Annotated in this window: 25 protein-coding genes and 3 tRNA genes; 12 read left to right on the top strand and 16 right to left on the bottom strand. The window is 58.7% G+C overall.

Annotated features, from left to right (window positions below; all coding sequences use genetic code 11):
• From AAC126_RS14480 to AAC126_RS14470, 3 genes are all read left to right on the top strand, one after another.
• On the top strand, positions 1-1758 hold a 1758-nt coding region (locus tag AAC126_RS14480), incomplete at its 5' end, for a hypothetical protein (protein WP_339854494.1).
• 206 nt (positions 1759-1964) lie between these two features.
• A complete protein-coding gene (locus AAC126_RS14475; RefSeq protein ID WP_339854492.1) occupies positions 1965-2306 on the top strand; it encodes an STAS domain-containing protein in 342 nt (113 codons plus the stop codon).
• Positions 2299-2787, top strand: coding sequence for an ATP-binding protein (locus tag AAC126_RS14470; protein WP_339854491.1), 489 nt, complete (start codon positions 2299-2301; stop codon positions 2785-2787). The genes AAC126_RS14475 and AAC126_RS14470 overlap by 8 nt, the downstream gene beginning before the upstream one ends.
• A 103-nt stretch (positions 2788-2890) precedes the next feature.
• Here AAC126_RS14470 and AAC126_RS14465 read toward each other — a convergent pair whose 3' ends face one another.
• Both AAC126_RS14465 and AAC126_RS14460 read right to left on the bottom strand, forming a co-directional pair.
• A complete protein-coding gene (locus AAC126_RS14465) occupies positions 2891-3595 on the bottom strand; it encodes an HAD family hydrolase (protein ID WP_339854490.1) in 705 nt (234 codons plus the stop codon).
• A gap of 32 nt (positions 3596-3627) precedes the next feature.
• Positions 3628-4539, bottom strand: a complete 912-nt coding sequence (locus tag AAC126_RS14460) for a LysR family transcriptional regulator (protein ID WP_339854488.1) — start codon at positions 4537-4539, stop codon at positions 3628-3630.
• Between the two features lie 135 nt (positions 4540-4674).
• Here AAC126_RS14460 and AAC126_RS14455 point away from each other — a divergent pair, with 135 nt between their 5' ends.
• From AAC126_RS14455 to AAC126_RS14445, 3 genes are all read left to right on the top strand, one after another.
• The gene (locus tag AAC126_RS14455; protein WP_339854486.1) at positions 4675-5220 is read left to right on the top strand and encodes a carboxymuconolactone decarboxylase family protein; all 546 of its coding nucleotides are present in this window, start codon (positions 4675-4677) and stop codon (positions 5218-5220) included.
• A 62-nt stretch (positions 5221-5282) separates the two neighbouring features.
• Complete coding sequence (locus AAC126_RS14450; protein ID WP_339854483.1) at positions 5283-5894, top strand: pyridoxamine 5'-phosphate oxidase family protein; 612 nt, start codon at positions 5283-5285, stop codon at positions 5892-5894.
• Positions 5895-5898: 4 nt separating this feature from the next.
• Complete coding sequence (locus AAC126_RS14445) at positions 5899-6405, top strand: HPP family protein (RefSeq protein ID WP_339854481.1); 507 nt, start codon at positions 5899-5901, stop codon at positions 6403-6405.
• 4 nt (positions 6406-6409) lie between these two features.
• Here the strand turns inward: AAC126_RS14445 and ggt are convergent, their stop codons facing one another.
• From ggt to AAC126_RS14420, 5 genes are all read right to left on the bottom strand, one after another.
• Positions 6410-8152, bottom strand: coding sequence for a gamma-glutamyltransferase (gene ggt, locus AAC126_RS14440; protein ID WP_339854479.1), 1743 nt, complete (start codon positions 8150-8152; stop codon positions 6410-6412).
• Positions 8153-8216: 64 nt separating this feature from the next.
• A tRNA-Glu gene (locus tag AAC126_RS14435) sits at positions 8217-8291 on the bottom strand.
• Positions 8292-8337: 46 nt separating this feature from the next.
• Entirely contained in the window at positions 8338-9315 is a 978-nt protein-coding gene (locus AAC126_RS14430) for a hypothetical protein (protein WP_339854477.1), read from the bottom strand.
• A gap of 169 nt (positions 9316-9484) precedes the next feature.
• A tRNA-Glu gene (locus tag AAC126_RS14425) sits at positions 9485-9560 on the bottom strand.
• A gap of 48 nt (positions 9561-9608) precedes the next feature.
• Positions 9609-9684, bottom strand: a tRNA-Glu gene (locus AAC126_RS14420).
• 182 nt (positions 9685-9866) lie between these two features.
• Here AAC126_RS14420 and AAC126_RS14415 point away from each other — a divergent pair.
• Positions 9867-10925 carry a cyclase family protein gene (locus tag AAC126_RS14415; RefSeq protein WP_339854476.1) on the top strand — a complete coding sequence of 353 codons (1059 nt, stop codon included), beginning with the start codon at positions 9867-9869 and terminating at the stop codon, positions 10923-10925.
• A 54-nt stretch (positions 10926-10979) separates the two neighbouring features.
• Here the strand turns inward: AAC126_RS14415 and recJ are convergent, their stop codons facing one another.
• The 4 genes from recJ to AAC126_RS14395 form a co-directional block, all read right to left on the bottom strand.
• Positions 10980-12755: a single-stranded-DNA-specific exonuclease RecJ gene (gene recJ, locus AAC126_RS14410; protein ID WP_339854474.1), complete on the bottom strand. Its 1776-nt coding sequence runs from the start codon at positions 12753-12755 to the stop codon at positions 10980-10982.
• 3 nt (positions 12756-12758) lie between these two features.
• Entirely contained in the window at positions 12759-13733 is a 975-nt protein-coding gene (glpX, locus tag AAC126_RS14405) for a class II fructose-bisphosphatase (RefSeq protein ID WP_339854498.1), read from the bottom strand.
• A 102-nt stretch (positions 13734-13835) separates the two neighbouring features.
• A complete protein-coding gene (locus tag AAC126_RS14400) occupies positions 13836-15125 on the bottom strand; it encodes a homoserine dehydrogenase (protein WP_339854472.1) in 1290 nt (429 codons plus the stop codon).
• Positions 15126-15256: 131 nt separating this feature from the next.
• Positions 15257-16612 carry an OmpA family protein gene (locus AAC126_RS14395; RefSeq protein ID WP_339854471.1) on the bottom strand — a complete coding sequence of 452 codons (1356 nt, stop codon included), beginning with the start codon at positions 16610-16612 and terminating at the stop codon, positions 15257-15259.
• Positions 16613-16835: 223 nt separating this feature from the next.
• Between AAC126_RS14395 and phaC the strand changes: the two genes are divergently transcribed.
• Positions 16836-18635: a class I poly(R)-hydroxyalkanoic acid synthase gene (gene phaC, locus AAC126_RS14390; protein WP_339854470.1), complete on the top strand. Its 1800-nt coding sequence runs from the start codon at positions 16836-16838 to the stop codon at positions 18633-18635.
• A 24-nt stretch (positions 18636-18659) separates the two neighbouring features.
• On the opposite strand, the gene AAC126_RS14385 is transcribed toward phaC, so the two are convergent.
• Positions 18660-19181, bottom strand: coding sequence for a gamma carbonic anhydrase family protein (locus AAC126_RS14385; RefSeq protein ID WP_339854469.1), 522 nt, complete (start codon positions 19179-19181; stop codon positions 18660-18662).
• A gap of 216 nt (positions 19182-19397) precedes the next feature.
• Here AAC126_RS14385 and AAC126_RS14380 point away from each other — a divergent pair, with 216 nt between their 5' ends.
• The 3 genes from AAC126_RS14380 (at position 19398) to yghU (ending at position 22954) form a co-directional block, all read left to right on the top strand.
• A complete protein-coding gene (locus AAC126_RS14380; RefSeq protein ID WP_339854467.1) occupies positions 19398-20603 on the top strand; it encodes an MFS transporter in 1206 nt (401 codons plus the stop codon).
• A 128-nt stretch (positions 20604-20731) separates the two neighbouring features.
• On the top strand, positions 20732-21952 hold the full coding sequence (locus AAC126_RS14375) for a class I SAM-dependent methyltransferase (protein WP_339854465.1): 1221 nt from the start codon (positions 20732-20734) through the stop codon (positions 21950-21952).
• A 144-nt stretch (positions 21953-22096) separates the two neighbouring features.
• Positions 22097-22954, top strand: a complete 858-nt coding sequence (yghU, locus tag AAC126_RS14370) for a glutathione-dependent disulfide-bond oxidoreductase (protein ID WP_339854463.1) — start codon at positions 22097-22099, stop codon at positions 22952-22954.
• 27 nt (positions 22955-22981) lie between these two features.
• On the opposite strand, the gene AAC126_RS14365 is transcribed toward yghU, so the two are convergent.
• A complete protein-coding gene (locus AAC126_RS14365) occupies positions 22982-23923 on the bottom strand; it encodes a hypothetical protein (RefSeq protein WP_339854462.1) in 942 nt (313 codons plus the stop codon).
• Between the two features lie 120 nt (positions 23924-24043).
• On the opposite strand from AAC126_RS14365, the gene AAC126_RS14360 reads away from it, so the two are divergent.
• Positions 24044-24922, top strand: coding sequence for a LysR family transcriptional regulator (locus AAC126_RS14360; RefSeq protein ID WP_339854460.1), 879 nt, complete (start codon positions 24044-24046; stop codon positions 24920-24922).
• A gap of 36 nt (positions 24923-24958) precedes the next feature.
• On the opposite strand, the gene AAC126_RS14355 is transcribed toward AAC126_RS14360, so the two are convergent.
• The 3 genes from AAC126_RS14355 to rplM form a co-directional block, all read right to left on the bottom strand.
• Positions 24959-25864 carry an NAD-dependent epimerase/dehydratase family protein gene (locus AAC126_RS14355; RefSeq protein WP_339854459.1) on the bottom strand — a complete coding sequence of 302 codons (906 nt, stop codon included), beginning with the start codon at positions 25862-25864 and terminating at the stop codon, positions 24959-24961.
• 125 nt (positions 25865-25989) lie between these two features.
• Positions 25990-26448: a 30S ribosomal protein S9 gene (gene rpsI / locus AAC126_RS14350; protein WP_339854496.1), complete on the bottom strand. Its 459-nt coding sequence runs from the start codon at positions 26446-26448 to the stop codon at positions 25990-25992.
• Positions 26449-26490: 42 nt separating this feature from the next.
• Positions 26491-26808, bottom strand: a 318-nt coding sequence (gene rplM / locus AAC126_RS14345; protein ID WP_339854457.1) for a 50S ribosomal protein L13, incomplete at its 5' end; no start/stop codon positions are given.

Genomic DNA, 26808 nt, shown 5'->3' with positions numbered 1-26808 from the left:
CCCCTCACCGTCACCGCGACCGTCACAGACAGCAACGGCGAGGTCGCAGAGGTCTCTGCGGAACTTCCCGTCACCGTCACTGGCGTGCTCGACGCACCCGGTCTTACGGTTCTCCCCGCCGTCGGTCTGGAAGACACCGAGATCGCTCTTGAGATCGGAGCCGGACTGGTCGGTTCGGTGGCTGGCGACAGCCTCACCGTCACCGTCGAGGGGCTGCCTGTCGGCGCCACTCTCTCCGCCGGCACCGTCAATGACGATGGCAGCGTCACACTGACGGGCGATCAGCTCGTCGGTCTGACATTGACGCCGCCGCAGGACTTCGACGGCGAGATCCCGCTTGAGGTAACGGCGACAGTCACAAATACGCTCGGCGAGACGACGAGCACAACAGCGTCCCTCTCGGTGACGGTGACGGATGTGATCGACTCGGACGGGGCGGCCCAAACCGTGTCAATCGACTGGAACTGGGGCGCGCATACAACGGTCACCGATTTCGACCCGGCGACGGATCTCGTCTCCATCGGCTGGATCAACGCCGATACCCTCGAAATCACCGAGGTGGGCAACGATCTTGTCATCGAGGTTCTGAACAACAACCAGACGACGACCATCACCGATGTCGCACTGAGCGATCTAACCACGGCGAACTTCTCCGCCATGGATCCCTCGACACTGGCCGAAATCGAGACACTCCTGAACGACGCGGCGGCAATCGCTGCAGCCAACGTTCCGGATGCCCCCACATTGACGCTCGTGCCGGCGATCGGTCTCGAGGATACGGCGATCATACTGGATATCGGTTCCGGCCTTGCCGGCATCGCAACCGATGACGTGCTGACCGTGACGGTCGACGGCTTGCCGGTTGGCGCCAACCTTTCGGACGGTACGGTAAACCCGGACGGCAGCGTCACCTTGTCGGCGGAGCAGCTGGACGGTCTTACAATCCTCCCGCCGCCGGATTATGTGGGCGACATCCCACTGTCCGTGACCGTAACGGTGACCAATCCACTCGGTGAAAGTCAGGACATTACGGCGACCCTGCCGGTGACGGTGACACAAATTCTGGACGGTCCGGCACTGGCCGTACTGCCAGCGATCGGCCTGGAGGACACGGAGATTCCGCTGGATATTATTGCAACCGGTCTGGTCGGGGCGGTGGTTGGCGACGAGTTGCTGGTGACGATCGCCGGATTGCCTGTCGGAGCGTCCCTGTCCAGCGGTACGGTAAACGCGGATGGCAGCGTGACATTGTATGCGGAGGAATTGACCGGTCTGACACTCACTCCGCCGCCGGACTTCGCCGGCGATATCCCACTAACCGTGACCGCAGAGGTCACCAATCTGCTTGGAGAGACGGTAACCGCAACGGCCACCCTGCCGGTGACAGTGACGGACGTTCTGGACGTCGTGGTGGAACCGGTCATTGATTTGGTCAATCCGCTTTTGGTGGAGCCTGTCGTCGATCTGCTCGCAGAGCTGGAACCTGACGCTGCACTGGATCCGCTGGTGACGGAGATTGTCTCGGATCCTATAGACGCTCTCGATCCACTCGCCGCTGAGGCAACAACAGAGCCCGTTGACGCCATTGATCCACTCGCCGGTCCGGCGCCGGAGACTGACCCGGCTATCGACCCTCTGGCTGCTCTTGAGCCGGCAATACTGGAAGAAGCGCCCCTTGAGGACGCGTTGGCCGCACCGGATTCTGCCGACCCGGTTGAGGATCCGCTGGCGACAGCGCCTGACCCGTTGCTCGAATAGGGCAACACCCAAATATCGCCGTTTTCCGGCGGCGGCATGATGGTGTTTTAAACGGATTAACGCAGGGACCCTTTGGCTGACACCGAAGAGAGGCGGCTGGATGCGGCATCTCTCATCGTCTGGCGTGACCTCATGCCAATACCGGATCTTAAAGACACGGAAGGAGACGTGATATAGAGATAGGGTGAGCAGCCTTTGGAGGGGAAATGCAATTATCCGTCGACGATCATGAAACCATGCGGATCGTTTCGGTTGATTCCAAGCGATTGGATGCAGCCAATGCCGTCACCTTCAGGGATGAATTGCTGATACAGGCTACTGACGGGAAAGATACCAAGCTGGTTGTCGATCTTGGACAGGTAGAGTTTGTCGACAGCAGTGGTCTCGGCGCGCTGGTGTCCGCGTTGAAGAATATCCGGCAGGAGCGGCCGATTGCCCTTTGCAGCTTGCAAAAACCGGTCGCGAACCTGATGAAGTTAACGCGCATGGACCGGATGTTCACGATTTACGACAATGCCGAAGCAGCCGTCGCACAGACGGATGGCTGATGCGTCTTCATTGTCGGGCCCGGAACCGCCAGGGGACGGCATTACATCGGATGCAATCATCCAGGTTGCTCCCACTTTAGAGGGGGTCCGTCTGCTCGGTGCTGCCTTGCGTGGCGTCTGCCTGCAGGTCTTGACGGACGATGAAGCATCGGAGATGGAACTGGCGCTTGTTGAAGCCGCCACGAATATCGTCAAGCATGCTTTCTCAGACATGACCGGGGGGCAGCTCTCAGCGGAGCTGAAGATCGGTGAAACATTTGTTGAGGTTGTACTGTGCGATAACGGAGCCGCGTTCAATCCGTTGCTCACCCACACTTCAGCCCCGTGGGCCGAAGATGATTACAAGGATTTCGACGACTTGCCCGAAAACGGGTTGGGCCTCGGTTTGATTGTCGCATTGACCGACGGGCAGTCATACCACCGGGAAAACGGAAAAAACGCCCTCAGGCTGCAAAAGACACGCAAGCCGGATTCAAATTAACCTTCAAGTCTTCTTGCTTCTGCTCGAGTTTTCCGCCTCTTCCAAAAGTAAAAATAGCCCCAAGAGATTACCCCTGCGCGATAATCTGCTGTCATGGGCGATATCATGCTGGCTGGCTTATCTCCCGCAATAATGCGGGAACCTCGCCGACATTCTTCAGTTTTCTGAAATATTCTGCTTCAGCCGGTTCATCCGCATGCTCCAAGTCCCATGCCAGCTCATGCGGGATATGCACGCCCCAGCTTCCGGCTTCAATCGCCGGGACAATATCTGACTTCAGTGAATTACCGATCATCATGGCGCATGCCGGATCGTCACCCGTTTCAGAAAAGATCCGGGTGTAGGTCGCCGCCATTTTGTCGCTGACGATCTCGACCGCATCGAAGAGCTCACCCAGCCCCGACGCCGCCAGTTTCCGTTCCTGGTCGAACAGATCACCCTTGGTAATCAAGACCATGCGGTAATCCGGCGCGAGTTGTTCCAGGGTTTCGCGCACATAAGGGAGCGTTTCGACAGGATGTGCATGCATTTCCCTGCCTGCGGACAGGATCTGTTCGATCACATGCGCCGGGACACGTTCCTCCGTCACCTCAATCGCGGTTTCCACCATCGACAGGGTGAATCCCTTGATGCCGAATCCGTAGATCTTGAGGTTACGCCGCTCCGCCGCCAATAGCCGTTCGTGAAGATGCTCCGGCTCCGCAAAATCAACAAGGAGTTCGGTGAAACGCTCCTCCGTCAGCTTGAAAAAGCGCTCGTTCTCCCAAAGCGTATCATCGGCATCGAAACCGAGTGTGGTCACTTTCATAGTCATTCCCTGCCGGAAAATCCGGCGCCTTGTTAGTATCCGGCCACCTGAAGGATCTCATTCCGCCGGAGATTTTCCACCATGAAATCCACCAGTGCCCGCACTTTTGCCGATGCTATCCGGCCTTCCGGATGCACCACGTGCACAGGCACGGGGGCGGGCCTGAAAGCATCGAGCACGGTCGTCAGCGAGCCGTCCCGAACACCGGTTGCAACCTGATAGGACAGCAGCCGCGAGATGCCCCATCCGCCTCGTAGAAGCTCCAGGATTGCATCGTTCGTATTCAGCGCCAGGCGTGCCTCGGATTCGAAGGCCAATGGTTTCCCATTCTGCTCGAAACTCCACGAGATCCGGCTACCGAACGCCAGCGGGTTGATGAGCCTGTGACCGGCCAGATCAGCGGGATGTTCGGGGACACCGTGCCTGGCGAAATATGCCGGAGCTCCCGCGACCACACGACAGACCGATCCGACGCGGATTGCCGTCAGGGATGAGTCCGGCAGATCTCCGATGCGGATGGCGACATCCAGCCCCTCCTCCACGACATTGACCACCCGGTCAACAAACAGTGTTTCGGCGGTTACCTCGTCGAACCGGTCAAGAAACGCTCCCAGAATGGGGGTAACGACATGACAACCGAATAGCACCGGCGCCGTCACCCGGATATGCCCCCTCGGGGCCTGGGGGGAGCCTCCGACAGATTCCTCCGCCTGCTCCAGTGCATTCAGAATGGAGCGTCCGTCCGCCAGCAGCCTCCGGCCGTTTTCGGTCAGGCGAACGGACCGGGTGGTACGGACCAGAAGCCTGGCATTCAGACGCGCTTCAAGCGCGGAGACCGCGCGGGTAACCGCAGGCGGCGACATGGCAAGCAACCGCGCCGCCGCCGCAAATCCGCCCGTTTCAGCCACTTTCACAAAGACCTGTAACTCACGGAATCGATCCATTTTAATTCCAGTAAATGGAATAGTTTTTTCCATTATATGCCCATTCATCCTAAAGGCGGAATAGACGATCTAATGGGGGCGCCGGAGATCACTGCTTTCCCCCATTCATAACCGCCGGCGCTGAAAGGATCAGACATGAGCCGGATTGCCAAAGTCACCACGGAAACCGCAACCAACGAACAGAGCGCCCTGCTTGATGGCATCAAGGGCAAGCTGGGCATGGTACCCAATTTCCTTGCCGTTCTCGCCCAGTCGCCGATCGCCCTGACATCCTTCCTCGGCCTGCATGAAATCGCCGGCGCCGGTGCCCTCGATGCACAGACAAGGGAGCGGATCGCCATTGCCCTGGCCGACCGGAACAGTTGCCAGTACTGCCTCTCCGCCCATACCGCCATTGGCCGCAAATCCGGCCTGACGGACGCCGATATGACCGCAAACCGGTCCGGTGGATCGACCGACGCACGGGCTGCGGCCGCCGTCGCCTTCGCGCTGGTCTTAAGCGAGCACAAGGGATCGCTAACCGAAGCCGAGTTCAATGCCGTTCGGGACGCGGGCTATTCGGATGCGGAAATCGTCGAGATCATTGTCCATGTCGGCATGAACCTGCTGACCAACATCCTCGCCAAGTCGACCGAGGTCGATATCGACTTCCCGAACGCGCTGACGGCCCGCGCGGCCTGAGCGATACTGGAGGGGCGGCCTGCATGCCGTCCCTCTTCCCCCGCATCGAGGAGAGTACGACCATGCCCAGACCTTTCGCAGAAATCAGCTTTACCCCTACTGTCCAGGCGGCGCAGGAACGCTATGGCAGCCGGGAGCAGATGAGCCGCTTCCAGTCATCAGGAGAGGATGGCTTCATCGGCCTGAACGAGGTAGAGGTCGCTTTCATTGAGGCCAGGGACGGGTTCTATCAGGCAACCGTCTCAGAAACCGGCTGGCCCTATGTCCAGTTCCGGGGCGGTCCTGCGGGCTTCCTCAAGGTGCTTGACGAGAGGACAATCGGTTACGCGGATTTCCGGGGAAACCGGCAATATCTCAGCGTCGGCAATATGAACGGCAACGATAAAGTCGCAATGATCCTGATGGATTATGCAAACAGACGCCGTCTGAAACTCTGGACGCGGGCAAAGATCCTGCACCATGAAGATGCGCCGGACATGCTGGACCGCCTGCAGCTCCCCGATTACAGGGCGCGTGTCGAGCGCGCTGTAATACTGACCGTCGAGGCGACGGACTGGAACTGCCCGCAGCATATCACCCCCCGTTTCACGGAAGCCGATATATCGGAAGTCGTCGCACCGTTGCGTCAGCGACTGAAATATCTGGAATCCAGACTGGCCGAGCTGGAGGGCTGATTATATGCCAACGCTTCTCAGGAAAATGGCGGGCGGCGGGGCCTGCCCTGAACCGTCACGGCCAGTCGCGGCCCTGCTCAGCGGTCTTGGGGCCATGCTTGCCATCGGTTTCGCCGCCGGCCTTTCGGAAATGCTGGATGCCGTGCTGATGATGGCACCGTTCGGGGCATCCTGTTTTCTGGCCTTCGCCGTGCCGGAAAGCCCGCTGGCTCAGCCGCGAAACATTGTCTTCGGGCATCTTATATCCAGCCTTGTCGGCCTTGCGGTTCTTATTGTGCTCGGCCCCGAATGGCCCGGCATGGCACTCGCAATCGGGCTGGCTGTTTCAGCAATGATGTGGACCGGCACCAGCCACGCTCCGGCGGGTGCCGATCCCGCCGTGATATTCGTGCTTCAGCCAAGCCCGATCTTTTTGCTGACACCAGTGTTGTCCGGCGCGCTGCTGATCGTCATCGTCGCGCTACTTTTCAACAATCTGCGCCCGGGCAAGAAGTATCCGATCTACTGGTAACGGCTCAATCGCCCCTCACCGCCCCCTCGCGCCGGGGGTCCGCGCCGCCGGAAAGCATGCCGTCACCGATACTGATAGCGTGCAGCCCCGAATTCATCGACAGGACCTTGACCTTATGCCCCTTAGCTTCGAGAGCCGTGCGCCAGGCCGCGACGGGCGTATCCTCTTCAAGGTCCGTTGCCCCGTTCCTGTTGCTGACATGCCCCATATCGATCGCCTGTTGCGGATCCATGTCCCAGTCGATCATGCCGATCAGCGCCCAGGCCACGTAAGGGATGATCCGGCTGCCTCCGGGTGAGCCGATCAGGATCACGGGGCGCCCGTCCTTCAGGACAATCGTCGGCGCCATGGAGCTGCGCGGGCGCTTGCCGCCTTCCACACGATTGGCGACGGGCTTGCCGTCTTTCTCGGGAATGAAGGAGAAATCGGTCAGCTCATTATTCAGCAGAAAACCACCCGCCATCAGTCTGCTGCCAAAGCCGGTCTCGATCGTCGTCGTCATGGAAACCGCGTTACCCGCCTCATCCACAATGACGAAATGACTGGTCCCGGCACGCTCCGGCTGCAAATCCGGCGACAGCTCTCCTTTTTGCGCAAAAGGCGGCGTGCCGGGATTCGCTGTTTTCATGGCATGCGCTGCGTCGATCAACGCAGCCCGTGCGCGTAGATAATGCGGGTCGAGCAATCCGCGCACCGGAACATCCATATAGTCCGCATCCGCCATATAGAGCGCCCGGTCCGCGTAGGCAAGCCGCGACGCTTCGGCAAAAATATGTGCCGCAACAGGGCCATAGCCGATGGCCCTCATGTCGAATTGAGACAGCATGCCGAGGATCTGGCCGACAGTGAGCGCTCCGGAACTCGGCGGCCCCATGCCGCAGATATCGTAGCCTCGATAGGCGATGCAAACCGGCGCCCTCTCCATGGCTCGATAGTCTGCGAGATCAGCTGCGGTCATAAGGCTCGGATTGTCAGGCGTTGTTGCCAGTGCAGTGAGAATCCCGTTTGCGATCCCGCCTTCATAGAAAGCCTTCGCCCCACCAGCGGCAATTGCCTCCAGGCTGGCTGCAAAAGCAGGGTTCTTGAGGATGTTTCCCGGATTTTTCGGAGATCCGTCAGGATTGTAAAAATAATCCTGGGCGGTTGTCTGGCCCGGTAAACCGCGATCAGCGGCATCCGCAATCGCCCCGCCCAGCCTTGGCGAGATTTCAAAACCGTCACGTGCCATCGTGATCGCCGGCTGGAACAGATCGGACCAAGGCAGAGTACCGTGCGCCTTGTGAGCCATGTCCAGCATTGCGACCGTGCCCGGAACGCCGACGGAACCGGCACCATTGACTGCTTCCCAGAACCCTTTCTTGCTGCCGTCCGCCTTCAGGAAATAATCAGGTGCGGCCGCTTTGGGAGCCGTCTCCCGGCCGTCATAGGTTGTCAGCTTCCCCGAAGCCGCATCCCAGTACACGAGAAAGGCGCCGCCGCCGATTCCCGAGGATTGCGGCTCCACAAGGTTAAGCACCATCTGCACGGCAACAGCCGCATCCATGGCGCTGCCTCCCGCCTTGAGCACGTTATAGCCGGCATTGGCGGCCTCGGGATTGGCTGCCGAGACCATGAAATGCCGGGCTGTTCCGCCGTCTTGCGTGGTCAGGCCGCTCGGGCCTTCGGGTTGAATATCGGCCGCGCTTGCCGGGCCTCCGAACAATCCGAGGCTGGCTACCGCCATCAACCGCATATATCTGAGCATCATCAGGCCCTCCCCCTGCTCATGCATACAGGTGGTGGCGCGGATTGCAGGAAAAAAGTTGAAAAGGTGGTGACCCCTACGGGAATCGAACCCGTGTTTCAGCCGTGAGAGGGCCGCGTCCTAACCGCTAGACGAAGGGGCCTAAGCCATAAATTTCGCGCCAAACACGCGATCAAGCAGGATCCGGATCACGTCAGAAGTGCTTTCCACTCCGCCTCAATCACCGGCAAATCGTACTTGAGGCGTGTATATGCCTGCCCTTGATGCAGTTTGTCGAGATAGAAATCGGGCCGGGCCAAAACATCCTGTATCCCGCCGAGAAAATCATTTGTCAGAACGGACCATTCGGCAAGGGATTGATAACTCGGAATTGGAGATGCGATGGCAAGCCGTCCGGCCGCAATGGCTGTAACCAGACGATTGGCACTTTTCAATTCGCTTCGACCATCATTTCGTTTGGGCAGCAAAACCAGATCGGTTTCAGCCAGTATCTTGTCCTGATAATCGGGAACCCATTCCTCGAACCGGATGACAAAGTCTGGCGAACTTGAAGCCAGAATCGCATCGAATGACGATTTGAAGGATGAAAATATGGTCAATTCAACGCGTCTGTCCGCCGTCAGGGGAGCAAGAGTGTCGGCTATACCGGTCAGTGATGCAGCATTGGTGCTGGAGCCGTACCAGGCCAGCCGAAGCAGGGAGTCTTTCGGCGCCAGGGCTGGCTTACCATAGGCGCTGTCCGGCGGCTCGCTCACAACGCTGACCGGCACCCCGAGTTGTGCCCTGAGCTTGCCTGCGAGCCCCTCGGAACTTGCCGTGCAGAAATCAGCCTGCGCAGCCAGCGGTATCATTTCATGCAGCTCGGCGTAATCCCACGGATCATCGCAAATATCGAAGATGACCCGCTTCCCACTATCCCGGCAGGCTTCTAGCAACCGGTGCATCGGCTTGATCATCTTGCCGAAGACGATCTGGTCTGCCTTTTGAAATTGGACTGCGCTTATAATTTCGGATTCTTCAGCGGAACCGAAAATCGTCGGAGTGAATCCAGCCTCTGCCAGGGCGTTATAAGCGGGCACCAGACGTAATCTGTTACCTGCGGAGAGAAAATAGGGCTTTCCCTCTCTATTCGTAACCTTGGCATAAGTGATGAACGTTGTTCGCATCGCCTATCATGACCCGTCACACCTTAGCAAAGAGTACACTCTTTGATGGTGAGCCTTACAGGATTCGGGTCTGCTCTGCCATCGTGAAAGGCTTGTGATCAAGCTCCAAAGCAGAGAAATCCCTGCCATCTCGCGGAACGATTCGTACTTTCGACATTCGGAAGGAAAATGGTGACCCCTACGGGATTCGAACCCGTGTTGCCGGCGTGAAAGGCCAGTGTCCTAGGCCTCTAGACGAAGGGGTCGCCAAGTGAGCATAGCATGCCCACATTCACTCAACACACTGAGGTGAGTGGTGACCCCTACGGGATTCGAACCCGTGTTGCCGGCGTGAAAGGCCAGTGTCCTAGGCCTCTAGACGAAGGGGTCGTCATCGAGTGAGGCGTTGGTGTACTCGTTCACTCTTTGGAAATCAAGCCCGGAATTTCCATTCTCGCAAGGCGCGTTATATATCTTTTATTTTTCCTCCAATAGTCGAAACTACTGCTATCGGATGCACGGACGGCCAGCAAGCCGCTTCAGCGCATTATCCGCATACAAGGGAGGAAATAATGAAAAAATATGTAATAGCCGCAATGGCTTTCGCCGGAATAACCGGTCTTGGCGGTCCCGCCAATGCCGACTGCACACCGTCTAACTGGCAAGGATGCGTCGGCAAGCCATGGGTGGATGGCGACAAGATGGAAACACCTCTTGGCGCGAAATGGTGGCCGAATCCGCTATGGGGGGCCGAAGACGAGGCAGGCTCAACGAACTGGTATACGAAACCGGACGTGGTGATGCGTGCAATCTCCCAGATAAAGACCGGGAAAACCTACAAACTCGGGCATCCGTATACGGCCGACATGCCACTTTTCGGTGCCCGTAAGTTTTCACTCCGGATTCCAGGGGCACCGACCGGCAGCGCCCCCAGCGGCAATCGGGTTTTATGGAATGACGAATTCCTGGCGACCGAGATTGGCCAGGTCGGCACCCAGTTCGACGGTCTGGGGCATATCGGCGTGAATAGCGGAACCGCCGGCAACAAGGGGGAGATGCGCTGGTATAACGGCATCACCGCCGACGAGATGATCACCCCCTACGGGCTGACCAAGCTCGGCGTCGAGAAACTGCATCCCATTGTGGCGCGTGGCATCCTGCTCGACATCGCAGCCGTACGCGGAGTCGAGTCGATGGCCGCCGGGGAAGTCATCACCATGGCCGATGTCCATGCGGCACTGAAAAAGCAGGGCATGGAAGGTTTCCAGTTCGCTGAAGGTGACGCGATCATCTTCCGGACCGGCTGGGAAAAACACTGGGACGATGCGGCAACATATAATAACGGCTGTCCGGGGATTGGCCTTGAGGTTGCCCGCTGGGTGGCCGAAGAGGTCAAGGCTGGCGTGACCGGGGCCGATACCTGGCCTGTCGATGCGGTGCCCAACCCGGACCCGGCCTGCGTCTTCTGCGTCCATACATTTCTGCAGACACGGCACGGTATCGTGAATCAGGAAAACATGAAGCTTTCGGAGCTGGCCGCCGACGGCGTCTATCAGTTCGCCTACATCTACACGCCGACCCCCGTGGCGGGTGCGACGGGCTCCATGGGCGCCCCTCTCGCGATCCATTAAGGGATCCACTTACCGGCAAGTAAAGCGGTGCCTCAGGGCGCCGCTTTATGTTTGTCAGGAAACGTCGGCCGCATCGTCGATCATGATCTGGACATCGCTGCGGCCATTCCAGTCATCCGGCCGCAGATGTCCCGCGACATGAATTGGGCGGCCGCTGCTCTTCAGCAATGCCGGCCCCAGGTCACCCTCAAGGGCGCGGAAGGCGATGCCTTTCAGGCGGCGGCCATCCGCACCGGTGAAGACACAGCGGACATGACCGGTTCCGACCTCGCGCACATCAACAAGACGGACATCGGTCAGGACGAAACGCGGCTCGGAGTTCCCGGCGCCGAAGGGTCCCACCTTCTGGATCGTGTCGACCAGCTCGCGGCTGGCGCCGCCGATGGCAAGCGGTGCATCGACGGAAAGCGTCGGCACGATCGGCTCCCCTTCAAGCTCGCTATGAATCCGTTCTCCAAGAAATGCCCGGAACGCATCGAGCTTGTCCGTTTCGATCGTGAAGCCCGCCGCCATGGCATGGCCCCCACCGGCAACAAGCAAGCCTGCCTGATGCGCCGCGATTACCGCCGGCCCGAGAGAGACACCGGGAACCGAGCGGCCGGAGCCTTTGCCGATCCCCTTGTCCAGGGCGATGACACAGGCCGGACGGTCGTACCGCTCCTTCAGGCGCCCGGCGACAATACCGATAACGCCCGGATGCCAGTTCTCCGCAGCAACGATGATTGCCGGGGCGTCCTCCGGCTGGTCTGCCGCAAGCGCTTCGGCTTCCGCCAGAACCTGCGCCTCGATCTCGCGCCGGTCTGTATTGAAGCTATCGAGTTCAGCCGCCAGAGCCGCCGCCTCTTCCGCAGAGTCGGTCAGCAGCAGGCGCGCGCCCAGATCGCTTTTGCCAACACGGCCACCCGCATTCACACGCGGGCCGAGCACATACCCCAGATGGTAAGGCTCCGGCCGGGCATCGACGCCGGCAACATCAGCAAGGGCCACCAGCCCCTTGTTACCGCGCCGGGCCATGACTTTAAGGCCCTGGATGACAAAGGCACGGTTCAGTCCCTTGAGCGGCACCACGTCGCACACCGTACCGAGTGCCACCAGATCAAGAAGATGCAGCAAGTTTGGTTCCTGCCGCCCGCCAAAATAGCCGCTCTCCCGCAGAGTACGATTCAGTGCAACCGCAACAAGGAAGGTGACGCCACAGGCCGCGAGATGGCCAAGTGAGCCGTCCTCGTCGATCCGGTTCGGGTTGACGATTGCCAGCGCTTTCGGCAACTCCGGCTCGGCCATGTGATGGTCGACCACGATCATCTCGATACCGGCATCGGCCGCCGCTTTCAGCGGCTCGTAGGCTGTTACGCCACAATCGAGCGTAATGATCAGGGATGCGCCCTGCTCTTTCAGCTTCAGGAGAGCCGGTGCGTTTGGGCCGTAACCTTCACTGATCCGGTCCGGAATATAGAGCAAGGGATCGGCGCCGACCCAGCGCAGATAGCGGATCAGGATGGCGGCGGAGGTCGCGCCATCAACGTCATAATCGGAGAAAATCGCGATGCGCTCACCGTCCCGCACCGCTTTCGCGATCCGGTCGATGCAGGGAGCCATGCCTTGCAGGCTCCCCGGGTCCGGCATCAGAGACTTAAGGGTAGGGTCGAGAAAACTCTCGACCTCATCCAGCCCGATATGGCGGGCCGCGATCAGCCGGCCAACCAGTTCCGGAAACCCGAAACGCTGGGCGATAGCGAGACCGACACGTTCGGTCTCCGGGTCCGTGCCATGCCTCGGGATCCAGCGTTTGCCGGTAAAGGAGCGCTCGATCCCGAGGAAACTCTGCACGGTCTACTGGTCTTTATCGAAACCGGTTTCAGAGGACTTCCGGGTCCAATCGTGATGCGCCTCAACAGTCCGGACGGTGCCTGTCTTGGAACGCATGATGATCGAGTGGGTAATTGCCCCGCCCTGATATTTGCGCACGCCCTGCAACATGGTGCCGGTGGTGACGCCGGTCGCCGCGAACATCACGTCGCCGCTGGCCAGATCCAGCAAACCGTATTTACGGTCAAAATCGGTGATGCCGAGACGTGTGGCCCGGCCGCGTTCGTCATCGTTCCGGAACAGCAGACGTCCCTGCATCTGACCGCCGATGCAGCGCAGAGCCGCAGCCGCGAGAACGCCTTCAGGCGCGCCACCGGATCCCATATAGAGGTCAACGCCGCTGGTCGGCTGGGAAGTGGCGATCACGCCGGAAACATCACCATCATCGATCAGCATGATCCGCGCACCTGCGGCCCGGACCTGGGCGATCAGCTCGCTGTGACGCGGACGATCGAGAATGCACACGACGAGATCCTCGATTGCCATCTTCTTCGCCTTGGCGAGATTGGCGAGGTTCTGATCCACGCTGTTGTCGAGATCGACCACACCTTCCGGCAGGTCGCCGCCAACGGCAATCTTGTCCATGTAAACGTCAGGCGAGTTCAGGAAGCCGCCTTCGTTCGCCATAGCCACGACCGCAAGCGCGTTCGGGCCGCCCTTGGCCGTGATCGTGGTGCCTTCCAGCGGATCGAGCGCGATGTCGATCTTCGGGCCGCCATTGCCGACCTTCTCGCCGATATAGAGCATCGGCGCCTCGTCGCGCTCGCCTTCACCGATCACCACGGTGCCATCGATATCGAGATTGTTGAGGGCGCGCCGCATTGCATCGACAGCGGCCTGATCGGCTTCCTTCTCGTCACCACGTCCCATCAGGCGAGACGCCGCGAGTGCAGCTGCCTCCGTCACCCGTACCGCTTCCAGTGCGAGGTTCCGGTCCATGGTCAGCGCGCCTTGCGTTTCCCTCTCGGCCATAGTTGTCGTCCTTCTTTTTCGTCTTGGTTTTGTTAAATTCCAGTCCGGCGCCCCTCGGCTCCGGAGAAATCAGAAGTCTTCTATCCTGATCTGACGCGGCTCTTCCAGCACGCAATCCAGCTTCTGCAGTTCCTCGAACGAGGCCCTGATAGCAGTTTCCGAGGTTTCATGTGTGGTCAGAACCAACGGTACCACCTCTTCAGGGTTCCGCGCACGCTGGATCATCGCTTCAACAGAGACCCCGTGATCCCGGAATACCGCCGTGACATCAGCCAGAACGCCCGGCCGGTCGATGACCATCAGACGCAGATAATAGCATCCCGTCAGTGCGGAAATCGGCGCCGTGCGCGCGGCGGACAGCTTGCTTGAATCCAGACCGAAAACCGGCACCCGCCGTCCAGCGGCAAGATCCATGACATCGGCGATCACAGCGGAAGCGGGCGGTCCCGCCCCTGCCCCGCGGCCGTAAGACAATGTCGTGCCCACGGCGCTGCCTTCAGCGACCACGGCATTGAACACGTCTTCCACCTGACCGATGGGGGTGTCTGCCTTCACCATGCACGGATGCACGCGCTGCTGGACGCCCTCGGGCGTTTCCTCCGCGATACCAAGCAGTTTGATACGGTATCCAAGTTCTTCAGCAAACGTGATGTCCTGCGGCGAAACGTGCCTTACGCCCTCGACATGGACATTCTCGAAATCGACATGGTGGCCGAAAGCAATGGCTGAAAGAATGGCCAGCTTGTGCGCGGCATCGATCCCGTCGACGTCAAAGGACGGATCCGCCTCTGCATATCCAAGGCGCTGCGCATCGGCCAGCACGTCCTCGAAAGACCGGCCGGTCTCCCGCATCACCGACATGATGTAGTTGCAGGTGCCGTTCAGAATTCCGTAGACCCGCTTGATGTGATTTCCGGCAAGCCCTTCACGCAACGACTTGATGATCGGGATGCCGCCGGCAACCGCCGCTTCAAATCCAAGGCCGACATCACCCTCTTCGCAGTATTTTGCGATTTCAGATCCGTGATGCGCGATAAGCGCCTTGTTTGCGGTAACAACCGACTTGCCGGACTTGACCGCGCCGAGGACAAGGTCATAGGCGACCCCTTCCGAGCCACCGATCAATTCCAGCACGCAATCGATATCGTCGCGTCCCGCCAATGCGGCAGCATCATCAACCCAGTCAACGCCGGCAAGATCGATACCGCGATCGCGGCTCCTGTCCCGTGCGGAAACCGCCTTCAGCTCAATCGGGCGTCCTGCGCGGGCGCTCAGCATGTCGCCGTCAGTCAAAATAATGCGCGCCGTCTCCGCCCCGACAGTACCAAGTCCGGCGATAGCTACTTTGAACGGCTGCATGAATGCATTCTCCCTAACGGACCTGCGCCGCGATCCGCCATGGAAAGGAACCGCGTCGCACCAGATTTCGATGTGCAGTCCGGCGGCGGAGCCGCCAGAGCACCGCTTTCATACCCCGCAGGGAGCGCGGGTCAATAGATGAGATAAATTTCCGCCCGGCGATTTTCCGCTTCGCCCAACGGCATCGCTTCCGATGACACCGGCTGGCTATCGCCTACAGCGACGACGGAAATCCGGTCAGACGGCGCTCCCGCATTGATCAACGCCTGGGCAACCGCATTCGCACGCTTCAAGGAAACCTCGAAATTAATCAGCTTATGCTCGGCCGGATCCATGTTCCTGGTCCGGCTCGATGCATGGCCGACGATCTCGACAGTGGCGTTATATTCCCGAATCAGCGGAACCAGTTCACGTATAACGCCCTGATCCGCGCCGGACAGCTGCGAGGAGCCGATACTAAAGCGGATTACGCCCGCCTGATAGGAACCGCCCTCACCGGCAGGATTACCGCCGACAGCTCCTGGCAAAGCGCTTTCATCGACGATAACGCTCGGGTCATTGAAATTATATGGACCGTTATCGGGCACGTTGAGTCCCAGCGCGCCGGTTTCAGGCGCGGGCGCCGGTACGGCAACGGGCTCTGGCGCGGGCGTGGGCTCAGGCTGACTGACCGGTTCCGGAGCAGGCTCTGGCGCGGTTGGTATGGCTGCACTTTGCCGAGCGGGTTCCGGTGCCGGCATTTCAGTTTTAGCCGGCTCCGCTGCCGGTGCGGGCATACTCTCTGCAGCAACATCACCGGAAGAACGGCTCGGGACCAGGCTCTTGTAACGTTCACCAGCCGCCGCGGGATTGGGGAGATCTGCACGGCTGCTGCGCGTGGTCGGCTCTCCTACATCCCCGCTCGTCACCGGGCGATCACTGGCTGATTCAGGCGCCGGTGAATTCGGCCACAGGCTGGAACGCGGCGATGCATCGCTCGCGGTGGTTACGGTTCGGGATGGCAGGGATGAAGCTGCCAGCTTAGCAGGCACCTCCATTTGTTTCGTCGCTTCGTCCGAGGCTGTCATCCGAACCGGCTTGATCGGCTCGGCGGAATCGCTTCCGGAGGGTGCGCTGGGAGCCGGAGCAGCAGGCGCTGTCGGCTGAATCTGAGACAGGGATGTCGTGCTCGCATCGTTCACAGATGGCGCCGGGGCCTGGTCATCATATTGCGCATGGGCCCTGTCCGCGACCAGTTCATCCTTGATGTCAGCCCGCTCGACGGCCGAAGTACGCGGAGCCGGTTTCTCCGGGACAGAGGAGACATTGGGATAGGCGCCCGTATCACCGGACTGATCGCCTTCGGAATCATCGAACCAGCCGCCCACGGCGTCCGACGAAGTATTATACCACTCGACCGGGTTAAGTGCGTCCGGCACGGACGAGCAGCCCGCAAGCGTCAGGCTCAAGGCTGTGGCCAAACCCAAAGCCGATTTGCTGCGGCGCACTCTATACATTTCCGTCATCCCTCAGAAACTCCGACCCTCGGGCCAGTCTCAACAAAACCGGCCATAGACAGTAAACTTGCAGCGGACGGATTTACCATAGTTGCTTGGAAAAACACAGATTACTATCTGAAATTCAGGCAATGATTCTTTGAAATGCCACACTCGATCCCTACTGTAGATACAATGGATTTCAAAATGATCCGCTGTGAGAGTGAGGTGTGGGATGAACGAGCATTCGGAGGAGACGAAGCAGATCGACCCGGTTGAATTTGCCAACACCATGCAGAACATCGCAACACGATCACAAAAGCTCGTGGGCGAATTCATGGAACGCCAGAAACTCGATAGCGGAAGCACAGAGCCCGACCCGCTGCATCTGACGGATGCCTTTATGGCATTGACGAACCAGATGATGAGCAACCCCGCGAAAATTGTTCAGGCCCAGATAGACCTTTGGCAGGGCTACATGGATATCTGGAACCGGTCCACGCAGCGCTGGCTCGGTAACGAGGCGGCCCCAACCGTTCAGGCGGAAAAGGACGATCGCAGGTTCCGGGACGAAGCCTGGCAGGAAAATGTTGTCTTCGATTTTATCAAACAAAGCTACCTGCTGACCTCACGCTGGACACAGGATCTGGTCGGACACACCGAGGGGCTTGATCAGAAGACCCAACAGAAGGTCGATTTCTATACCAGGCAGTTTATCGATGCGATGGCACCGACGAATTTCCTGATGACCAACCCGGAAGTGCTCCGGGTTACCATGGAGACACATGGCGACAATCTCGTGCACGGTCTGCAGAACCTGCTTGAGGATCTTGAGCGCGGGAAAGGCAAGCTGTCGATCCGGATGACGGATCCTGATGCTTTCGAAGTCGGCAAGAACATTGCGACGACCCCCGGCAAGGTCGTCTTCCAGAACGACCTGATGCAGCTGATCCAATACGCACCAACAACGAAAACGGTCTATCGCCGTCCGCTTTTGATCGTGCCGCCATGGATCAATAAATTCTACATTCTGGACATGCGGGAAAAGAATTCCTTCATCCGCTGGGCCGTCTCCCAAGGTTTCACGGTTTTTGTCGTCTCATGGGTTAATCCGGACGAGCATTTGAGCCGGAAATCCTTTGAAGATTACATGCTTGAGGGGCCTCTCGCCGCTCTCGACGCGATAGAGCAGGCAACAGGCGAAAAAGAAGTCAATGTCATTGGGTACTGCATCGGCGGCACCCTGATGGCCGCCACCCTCGCCTATATGACCGCGCAGAAAGACGATCGCGTTAAATCGATTACCTTCTTCACGACCATGGTCGATTTCGAGGAGGCGGGAGAGCTCGGCGTCTTCATCGACGAGGAGCAGTTGGCCGCCCTCGAAGAGAAGATGAACAAGCGCGGATATCTCGACGGCTCGGAGATGGCGACGACCTTCAACATGCTGCGCGCCAACGATCTGATCTGGTCTTTCGTGGTGAACAACTACCTGCTCGGCAAGGATCCGTTTCCGTTCGATCTGCTGTACTGGAATTCGGATTCCACCCGGATGCCGGCGGTGATGCACAGCTATTATCTGCGCAAGATGTATCAGGAGAACAAACTGATCGAGCCTGGCGCCCTGACCCTTGCAGGAACGCCGATTGATCTCACCACGATCAAAACCCCGGCCTTTATCCTGTCGACCAAGGAAGACCATATCGCCCCGTGGAAATCGACCTACAGGGCGACACAGGTTTATTCCGGTCCGATCAAGTTCTGTCTTGCCGGCTCGGGCCATATCGCAGGCGTGGTCAACCCGCCCAGCGACAAGCCGAAATACGGTCATTACATCAACAGCCGCCGCCCGAAATCGCCCGATAAATGGCTCGAAGGCGCCACTTATCACGAAGGCTCGTGGTGGCCAGAATGGGCAAAATGGATGTCCCGGCACGGCGGCGGCCAGGTCGGTGCCAGAACACCTGGCGATGGCGCTCTCACCGTGATTGAGGACGCCCCCGGCAGTTATGTGAAGGTGCAGGAAAAAGACTGAACGTTCCGCGCGTATCCGCCCGCCTCACGGCTCGGAGAGATATTCCTGTGCCAGCTCCCAATAATGTGCAGAAACGTAGGAGAGATACTGTTTCTCCTGAGCGGACAGATCACGCGTGTGCCGTCCGGGATTTCCCATCCACACTTGCCCCGAGCGGACAATTTTACCCGGCGCGACAAGGGCGCCCGCGGCGACCATCGCGCCACTTTCGACAACAGCGCCATCCATCACGGTCGCTCCCATGCCAACGAAGGAGCGGTCTTCCAGAATGCAGGCATGGATAATCGCTGCGTGCCCTATCGACACGTCATCCCCGATCTCCGTCCCCAGCCCTTTCGAGCTGACATGGACGATCGTGCCGTCCTGGATGTTGCTGCGGCGACCAACCCGGATCGGATTGTCGTCTCCCCGCAAGACAGCGCCGTACCAGATGCTGCTTTCCGCTCCGACGGTGACGTCACCGATCAGCACGGCGGTTTCCGCGAGGAAGGACGGGGCAGCAATGCTGGGCGTCTTCCCTTTCACGCGTCTTATGAGTGCCGACACCTGTTTCTCCATTGTCTTGTGCCACTGATCACATGCTTAACCGAGTCCGCCCCCGATTGCAGCATCAAGGCTTGAATTGTTCCCGGCGGGAGAGCAAAACCGCTCAACTCATTGAGTTCATCGCTGGACCACAATGGAAACCGAATTGCGGGCCGCACGCGCCATCAACGCAAAGGCGCTCTCCCCTTCAGACAAACTCCGGGAAACAAAACCGTGATGAGTGGTAAATGGCGCAATGTCGCTCTCCTCACCGTCTGCGAAGTATTTGCCATGACCCTCTGGTTCAGCGGATCGGCAATTATTCCCGGGCTGCGCCAGGAGATGGCCTTGAGCGACAGTCAGGCCGCCGCCATGGCAAGCGCCGTCTCGTTCGGTTTCGTCGCAGGCACTCTGGTGAGTGCCTTTTTCACGCTGGTTGACCGGGTCAGGCCGCAAACACTCTTCATGTGTGCCGCGCTTACCGCTGCGACCGCCAATCTGGGGACTCTTGTCATAGACCCCGCCGGCCCCTGGATGCCTGTGCTGCGCTTCATGGTTGGCGCCTGCATGGCCGGGATCTATCCGGTTGGTATGGTTCTGGTCTCCTCCTGGACGGAGAAGGACCGGGGGCTCCTTGTTGGTTTGCTGGTCGCGGCCCTGACCCTGGGTTCCGGCTCTCCACACCTTATCGATCTTTTCGGCGGGCTGGACTGGCGCTTCACCATCATCGCCAGCTCTGCCATGGCCACACTGGGTGGACTGCTCTGCCTGCTCTTCCGCACCGGCCGCCCCTTCACCAAGGCCTCGGCTTTCAAACCGGGCCAAATGCTGCAGGCCCTGACCGATCCGGCATTGAGGCTGGCTAATTTCGGCTACTTCGGACACATGGTGGAACTCTACGCCGTCTGGGCCTGGATCGGCCTTTTCCTTGCCTCCAGCCTGGCGGTTTACCCAGGTGGCGAGCACGCACCGGAACTCGCGAAACTCCTGGCATTTACCATGATTGGCTCAGGGGCGATCGGCAGTATTGCCGGCGGCATCCTGGCCGACAGGATCGGCCGGACATGGCTGACGATGGGCGCCATGGCGATCAGCGGCCTTTGCTGCATCTTCGCCGGGTTTGCCTTTGGTATGCCGACCTATGTGCTGGTCATTCTCTGTGTGATCTGGGGCATTTCGATCATCGCCGATTCAGCCCAGTTCTCCGCCAGTGTCATCGAGCTGTCGCCTCCCGCCTATGTCGGCACCATGGTAACAACACAGACCTGCATCGGCTTCGTTCTGACCATCGCAACGATCCACGCCGTGCCATTTCTTGTCGATTGGTTTGGCTGGAGCGGCGCCTTCATCCCTCTGGCCGCCGGGCCTTTCCTTGGCGTCATCGCCATGGCGAGGTTGCGCGCCATGCCGGAAGCAGTGCGACTTGCCCACGGAAAAAAATAACCAGTAAAAAAATAGCCTGGATCAGGTTCCATCTAGGCCCTTACTTTGCCTGCACGGAACGATTTCTCCCTCTGCGATATCCAGGGAATATCGTTAGAAAAGGGTGAGACACATGGAGTCCCCAACACTTGAGTGATGTAATTCAGGATTTTTATGACCAGCGGCCATACCCGTTTTTTGATCATCAGCGCTTAAAGAACAGTAAAGCACCAGCACAGAAAGCTGCAGCAGCCATACATCATGGGTTCGGCGGTATTGTGCCCTCCGATAAGAAACTCCGCATTCTGATCGCCGGAGGCGGATCGGGGATGGGACTGGTGCTTTTAGGTCTCGGCTTTACCGCACTCGGAATTGATGCCGATTTCACCTATCTCGACATATCTGAAACATCCCGGAAAACAGCGGAATCCAGGGCGAATGCCGTTGGCCTTACAGAGGTTAAATACCTGACAGGCAATATTGAAAAGCTCTCTGACCTGCCGGCAGGCCAATACGATTATATCGATTTCGTCGGTGTGCTTAATCACGTCGCCAATCCACAGGGATGTCTTGAGGCTCTTTCTCATGCACTGGCGGACGATGGAACCATCGCTTGTATGGCATACGGGAGAACGGGCCGGACCGGGATTTACGAATTCCAGAAGATGGTTTTCCAGCTGCTTGGCCCAGAACCCGACATCACGATTGCCCGATCAATTCTGGAAGCACTGCCTGAAAATAACTGGCTTAGAAAAAACCCGCTTTATGAGCACCTCCTTGAAGCCGACGATACCGAATTTGCGGACGCATTGCTGAACCCAAGAGACAGGGCATTCAACACAAGTGACCTGCAAGAACTGTTCACCGGCGCCGGGCTCGCACATCTGAGATTCACCCCGCCTATGTTCTATGACCCTGCGGCAATCCTCAAAAACGAAGAATCCGTACGGGCGGCAAAAGCACTGCCCTCCTCGGATCAACGTCTCATAGCGGAACTCCTGCTGGGCGATCTCAACAAACATTTTCTTTACGCCTCTAAGCAAGAACTCCTTTCAGCATATGAAACAGCTATTTCATCACCCGAAGCCTTAATCTGTCTCAACACGAAACTGAAACTTCCGGACAATACGGGGGCGGATCAGAATGAAGCTGTGCATGTAAAAATTGCCGTTGAATTCGACGGCCGAAAACGAAATATCAGCACGCACCTTTCTGCAACGGAAGTTGAATTGGTCAGACGCCTTGGAAAACCCGTTTCAATGTTCGCATTGAAAGACGGCTTTTCACCGAGTGATTTTGCGAAGGCATTTGAGCGCCTCTACCGCATGCTTACAGCGATGGATATGATGCACGTCGTTCACAGGGCATGATCTCCACTCACTCAAGAATTGAAACAGTCTTTTTCCCTGTGCTGAAAACCCCTTTTTAACCTTGTCCAAATGTGGCCCTCTCCCATTTGGACAAGAGACGGGGCGTTAGCCCTGACCCGAAACCATATGAACGGATGAGGCTTCATGAACGATCAAGCGCCCTATACGCCCCCGAAAGTCTGGACCTGGGACAAAGAGAACGGCGGCAAGTTCGCCAGCACCAACCGGCCGATCGCAGGCGCCACGCACGAGAAGAAACTTCCGGTCGGCGAAAACCCGCTTCAGCTTTACTCTCTGGCCACGCCGAACGGTGTGAAAGTCACCGTCATGCTGGAAGAGCTGCTGGAGCGCGGCCATAAGGGCGCTGAGTACGACGCCTACACCATCCGCATCGGTGACGGCGATCAGTTCGGCAGCGACTTTGTCGCCATCAATCCCAACTCCAAGATCCCTGCCCTGCTCGATCGCAGCACACCGACGCCGACCCGTGTTTTCGAGTCAGGCTCGATCCTGCTCTATCTCGCCGAGAAGTTCGGCGACTTCATTCCCAAAGATCCCGCCAAACGGGCAGAATGCCTGAACTGGCTGTTCTGGCAGATGGGCAGTGCTCCCTATCTCGGTGGCGGGTTCGGGCATTTCTATGCCTATGCACCGGAAAAATTTGAATATCCGATCAACCGGTTCGCCATGGAAACCAAGCGCCAGCTTGACGTTCTGGATCGCCAGCTTGCCGAGACCCCATACATTGCCGGTGACGAGTACACCATCGCCGATATCGCGATCTGGCCGTGGTACGGTGTTCTGGCACAGGGCAAGATCTACAACGACTCCGGCACCTTCCTTGAGGTCGACACCTACAAGAACGTACAGCGCTGGACCAAGGAGATCGCCGCCCGCAAGGCAGTAAAGCGCGGCCGTGTTGTCAATCGCGTTGCAGGCGATCCGGGCGAACAGCTCGAAGAACGGCATTCCGCTGCCGATATCGACAAGCTCGGCCTTTAGACCTTCATCACGAAACCACCCGGGTCATCAACCGGCCCGGGTGGTCATCTTCCCTGCCCGTTTCCGGGCATAAATCACGACAGCTCCGCCGCATACGATCAAGGCGCCCGCGACTATCTGAACGGGTCCGATTTCCGGCCAGGCGCCATAACCATACAAAGCGACGATACATTCGAGCAAAGCCCCGACCATAGGCAGAACGAGTACTGCTGCGAGGTAGTTATGCGTGCCGGCAATGGCCGCGGCCCGAAAGCCCAGATACGTGGCCAGTCCCCTGAGTGTAATCCCGAGACCGAGCCCAGCAGCCCAGAGTTCGGGACGCATAAGTTCCATGAAATCGGCGCTGTCGGTCCATCCTGCTGCCGACTGAACCATCCGCCAGAGAGCAAAGCCGATAGCGGTCAGCAGCAGGACAATACCCGTCAGGCGAAGGCGTGTACGGGGCGCCAGTGCCGTCATATGAGGGTGCCGCTCGGCAAACAGGCTCGCGCTCAGCACGCAGACTTGCGACAGGACCAGCAGAAAGAGCGCCGGGTTCTCAAGGCTGCCGTCGAACCCGAAAGCCGTTATGGCGGAACCTGCGACAAGCGGAACATGCCCGATCATCTCAAGGCGAGTCGGCTGCCGGTTAAACAGAAAACAGACCGCGAGAGCGGACACAGGAACGCCGATGGCCCCGAAAAAACCCGCCTGAAGCACATCGATATGGATCAAGGCGGCCATATAGAGAGCCGCCGTTCCGATCCTGAAAATACCGATAAGCCATGTATCGAGCCGGAGCAGTGCCGTGACACCGACTTCCGCGCCCCGGGAGATCACAATGAAGAACAGCCCGCCGGAGCCCATTTGCAGGAATGTGAACATCCATGGGTCGAGGCTAAGTCCGATGACCAGGGCGCGGCTGCAGACCAGCAGCAATGCCCAGGTCAGAACGGAGGCGAGCAAGACCGGGACGGCTGATTTCTGCATGACCATTAATCCGAAGTGATGGTACGCGAAGACGTGATCGGAGAATATCGATACATTTATCGCCTTAAATATCTAATTATGGCGCTATAGATACGAAATTTTATCACAGGACTGCACATCGTGAACTGGGATGATCTCCGCGTATTTCTGGCTGTCGCCCGTGAGGGAACGCTCCGGCGAGCGGCGGCGTCACTCGGGATTACACAACCAACCGCCGGCCGGCGCCTGCAGGCCCTTGAAGACACTCTCGGCATTGCCCTGTTCACCCGGGGGCGCTCCGGGCACCGGCTGACCAGTGCCGGGCAATCTCTGCGGCCCACGGCCGAAGCCATGGAAAAATCTGCGGCCGAACTCACCCGGCAAAGCGATCACCTGCAGGCTCCGGCCGGAGGAACGGTCCGTATCAGTGTCATGGAATGGCCCGCTGCGTTTCTTGCGCGCCACTTGAGCAAAGCGCGTGATGCGGGGCTTGCCATTGAGCTGGTTTCTTCGGAGCGAACAGAGAGTTTTGCCCGGCGTGAAGCCGACCTGGCAGTGCGGCACGGCCTGCCGCTGACAGGAACATTCATTACACGTAAGGTCGGGATCCTGCGCTCGGCACTCTATGCAAGCCGGGATTATATCGAAAAGCATCAAGATGCCCTCACTGAGCACCGTTATAAAACATGCGACTGGGTGCTCTTCACGGAGGAGCAGGCGCACTACAAAAGCATGCGCTGGCTCGATGCGAGGCTCGAGTTATCTGTACCAGCCCAGCGTGTCACAACAACAGGATTGGTGCATGACGCAATCGCGGCCGATGGCGGGCTGGGACTGCTGCCCTGCTTCATTGGAGACACGGATCAACGGCTCTCCCGCGTGGCTCCTGCAATCGAGGATCTGGCGGCCGAATACTGGATGATTATCCCGCCTGAAAACGCGCAATTCCCCTATCTCCGCCGTGCAATCGACTGGGTCACCGACAGTTTCAAATCCGAGCGGGAAACATTGCTGGGATAACATTGGGCGAAGCGTGATTTCGCACGCTCTTCCGGATCAGGATTTTGCGTAGCAGCCGCTTTCAATTTCCTCGATCAGGCTCGGGCCAGCCGGTGCCCAACCAAGTTCCGTCCGCGCCCGTACTGCCCGCACCCGGCTGTTAGACCCCATCGTGTCGTTGGCTGGTCCCTCACCCCAATGCCCCGCCGCTTCAGCAAGAGTCATTTCCGTGGTGCCGCCGCCATAGCCGAGCATTTTGCTGATCGCAACACAGACATCCCGCATCGCGTTCTCACCATTCTCGGCATAGAAAAATGCTCCAGCCGGAGCACCGTTCAGCGCCAGAAGATAAAGTTCAGCAAGATCGTGAATATGGACATTGGACCAGACATTGGTGCCGGGGCCTATATGGCGTGCGACGCCGGTTCGGCGGGCCAGGTCAATCAGCCAGGGCACCTGCATGCTATGCGGATTGACACCCAGCCCTTCTCCATAAATCAGACTGGGGGCAATAATTACGGCGCGCACGCCATTCTCCGCCGCCGCTAATATGTCCCGGTTGAGAGCGACACGCGCCGCGCGTGCCGGTGATGGCTCGAAAGACGTGTTTTCATCGAATAGTGCCTCGCCATACAGCCCTTCGTCGCGCTGCCCGATGATGCTCGATCCGCTTGTGTGGATAAAGGTCTTCCCGCTTCCTGAAAGAGCCTCGAGAAAGGCCTCCGCGGCAGGTCGATGGTCCGCACTCGCCGCGTTGATGACTGTATCCGCGGCACTTGCCTCACGCTTCAGAAGCGCGTCGTCGTCGAGACTTCCGATAACCGGCTCAATGCCCTTCGCCCGAACAAGAGACGCCTTCTCTTCCGTGCGTACCAGGCCACGAACCGTATAGCCTTCCTCAAGCAGCCGGGCCGCGACCGATCCGCCAATATACCCGCTTGCCCCAGTCAGAAATATTTTCACCTGATCCTCCCGTGTTTCCCGTTCCTTGCATGAAAGCATACCGGAGCGGTTCAATCAGAACAGATCGGCAAAACGAAAAAACGCGGCACAAGGCCGCGTTTTTCCATTTGATATGTTCGGTCGGTTTAACGCTTGGAGAACTGGAAGCTCCGGCGCGCTTTCGCCTTACCGTATTTCTTACGTTCAACCACACGCGAGTCACGGGTCAGGAAGCCGACTTTCTTCAGCGACGGGCGCAGGCCCGGCTCGAAGTAGGTCAGTGCCTTGGAAATACCGTGGCGCACGGCACCGGCCTGACCCGAGAGGCCACCACCAGTGACGGTGCAGTAAACGTCGAACTGATCTTTGCGGTCCGTAACGTCGAACGGCTGGTTGATCACCATGCGCAGCACCGGACGGGCGAAATACACGCTGTCTTCGCGGCCGTTAATGCTGAACTTGCCGGTACCCGGCTTGATCCAGACGCGGGCGATCGCGTTCTTACGCTTACCGGTGGCATAGGCCCGGCCGAACTTGTCGAGCTTCGGCTCAGCTTTCGCCGCCTCTTCGACAGCATCCTGCTTCAGAGCCTCAAGCGCTTCCATGCCTGCGCCTTCGTTGGTCGCTTCGGTCTCAACGGACATGGCTTACCTCTTGTTCTTCGGGTTCATCGCGGCGACGTCCAGCACTTCGGGCTGCTGCGCCTCATGCGGATGCTCCGCACCGGAATAGATACGCAGGTTGCGCATCTGCTCACGGGCGAGCGGGCCGCGGCTGATCATCCGCTGCACGGCTTTCTCAAGCACCCGTTCCGGATGCTTGCCGTCCAGGATCTTGTCCATGGTGCGGGACTTGATGCCGCCCGGATACCCGGTGTGCCAGTAAAAGGTTTTGTCGGTCCGCTTGTTGCCGGTGAGCTTCACCTTTTCAGCATTGATCACGACGATGTTGTCGCCACAATCCAT

Origin of the sequence: uncultured Nisaea sp., from assembly GCF_963974195.1 — a bacterium.
In the GTDB taxonomy this organism is placed as follows: Bacteria; Pseudomonadota; Alphaproteobacteria; order Thalassobaculales; family Thalassobaculaceae; genus Nisaea.
This window is presented reverse-complemented; position numbering and strand designations above follow the sequence as displayed.

What these genes read in the sequence shown, in the direction of transcription:
- AAC126_RS14470 (WP_339854491.1), top strand. Translation starts at nt 2,299, where the DNA reads ATGGCTGATGCGTCTTCATTGTCGGGCCCGGAACCGCCAGGGGACGGC.
- rpsI (WP_339854496.1), bottom strand. Translation starts at nt 26,448, where the DNA reads ATGGAAGCGCTTGAGGCTCTGAAGCAGGATGCTGTCGAAGAGGCGGCG.
- phaC (WP_339854470.1), top strand. Translation starts at nt 16,836, where the DNA reads ATGAACGAGCATTCGGAGGAGACGAAGCAGATCGACCCGGTTGAATTT.
- AAC126_RS14380 (WP_339854467.1), top strand. Translation starts at nt 19,398, where the DNA reads ATGAGTGGTAAATGGCGCAATGTCGCTCTCCTCACCGTCTGCGAAGTA.
- AAC126_RS14365 (WP_339854462.1), bottom strand. Translation starts at nt 23,923, where the DNA reads ATGCAGAAATCAGCCGTCCCGGTCTTGCTCGCCTCCGTTCTGACCTGG.
- AAC126_RS14465 (WP_339854490.1), bottom strand. Translation starts at nt 3,595, where the DNA reads ATGAAAGTGACCACACTCGGTTTCGATGCCGATGATACGCTTTGGGAG.
- AAC126_RS14455 (WP_339854486.1), top strand. Translation starts at nt 4,675, where the DNA reads ATGAGCCGGATTGCCAAAGTCACCACGGAAACCGCAACCAACGAACAG.
- AAC126_RS14445 (WP_339854481.1), top strand. Translation starts at nt 5,899, where the DNA reads ATGCCAACGCTTCTCAGGAAAATGGCGGGCGGCGGGGCCTGCCCTGAA.
- AAC126_RS14450 (WP_339854483.1), top strand. Translation starts at nt 5,283, where the DNA reads ATGCCCAGACCTTTCGCAGAAATCAGCTTTACCCCTACTGTCCAGGCG.
- AAC126_RS14475 (WP_339854492.1), top strand. Translation starts at nt 1,965, where the DNA reads ATGCAATTATCCGTCGACGATCATGAAACCATGCGGATCGTTTCGGTT.
- AAC126_RS14430 (WP_339854477.1), bottom strand. Translation starts at nt 9,315, where the DNA reads ATGCGAACAACGTTCATCACTTATGCCAAGGTTACGAATAGAGAGGGA.
- yghU (WP_339854463.1), top strand. Translation starts at nt 22,097, where the DNA reads ATGAACGATCAAGCGCCCTATACGCCCCCGAAAGTCTGGACCTGGGAC.
- glpX (WP_339854498.1), bottom strand. Translation starts at nt 13,733, where the DNA reads ATGGACCGGAACCTCGCACTGGAAGCGGTACGGGTGACGGAGGCAGCT.
- AAC126_RS14415 (WP_339854476.1), top strand. Translation starts at nt 9,867, where the DNA reads ATGAAAAAATATGTAATAGCCGCAATGGCTTTCGCCGGAATAACCGGT.
- AAC126_RS14400 (WP_339854472.1), bottom strand. Translation starts at nt 15,125, where the DNA reads ATGCAGCCGTTCAAAGTAGCTATCGCCGGACTTGGTACTGTCGGGGCG.
- AAC126_RS14460 (WP_339854488.1), bottom strand. Translation starts at nt 4,539, where the DNA reads ATGGATCGATTCCGTGAGTTACAGGTCTTTGTGAAAGTGGCTGAAACG.
- ggt (WP_339854479.1), bottom strand. Translation starts at nt 8,152, where the DNA reads ATGATGCTCAGATATATGCGGTTGATGGCGGTAGCCAGCCTCGGATTG.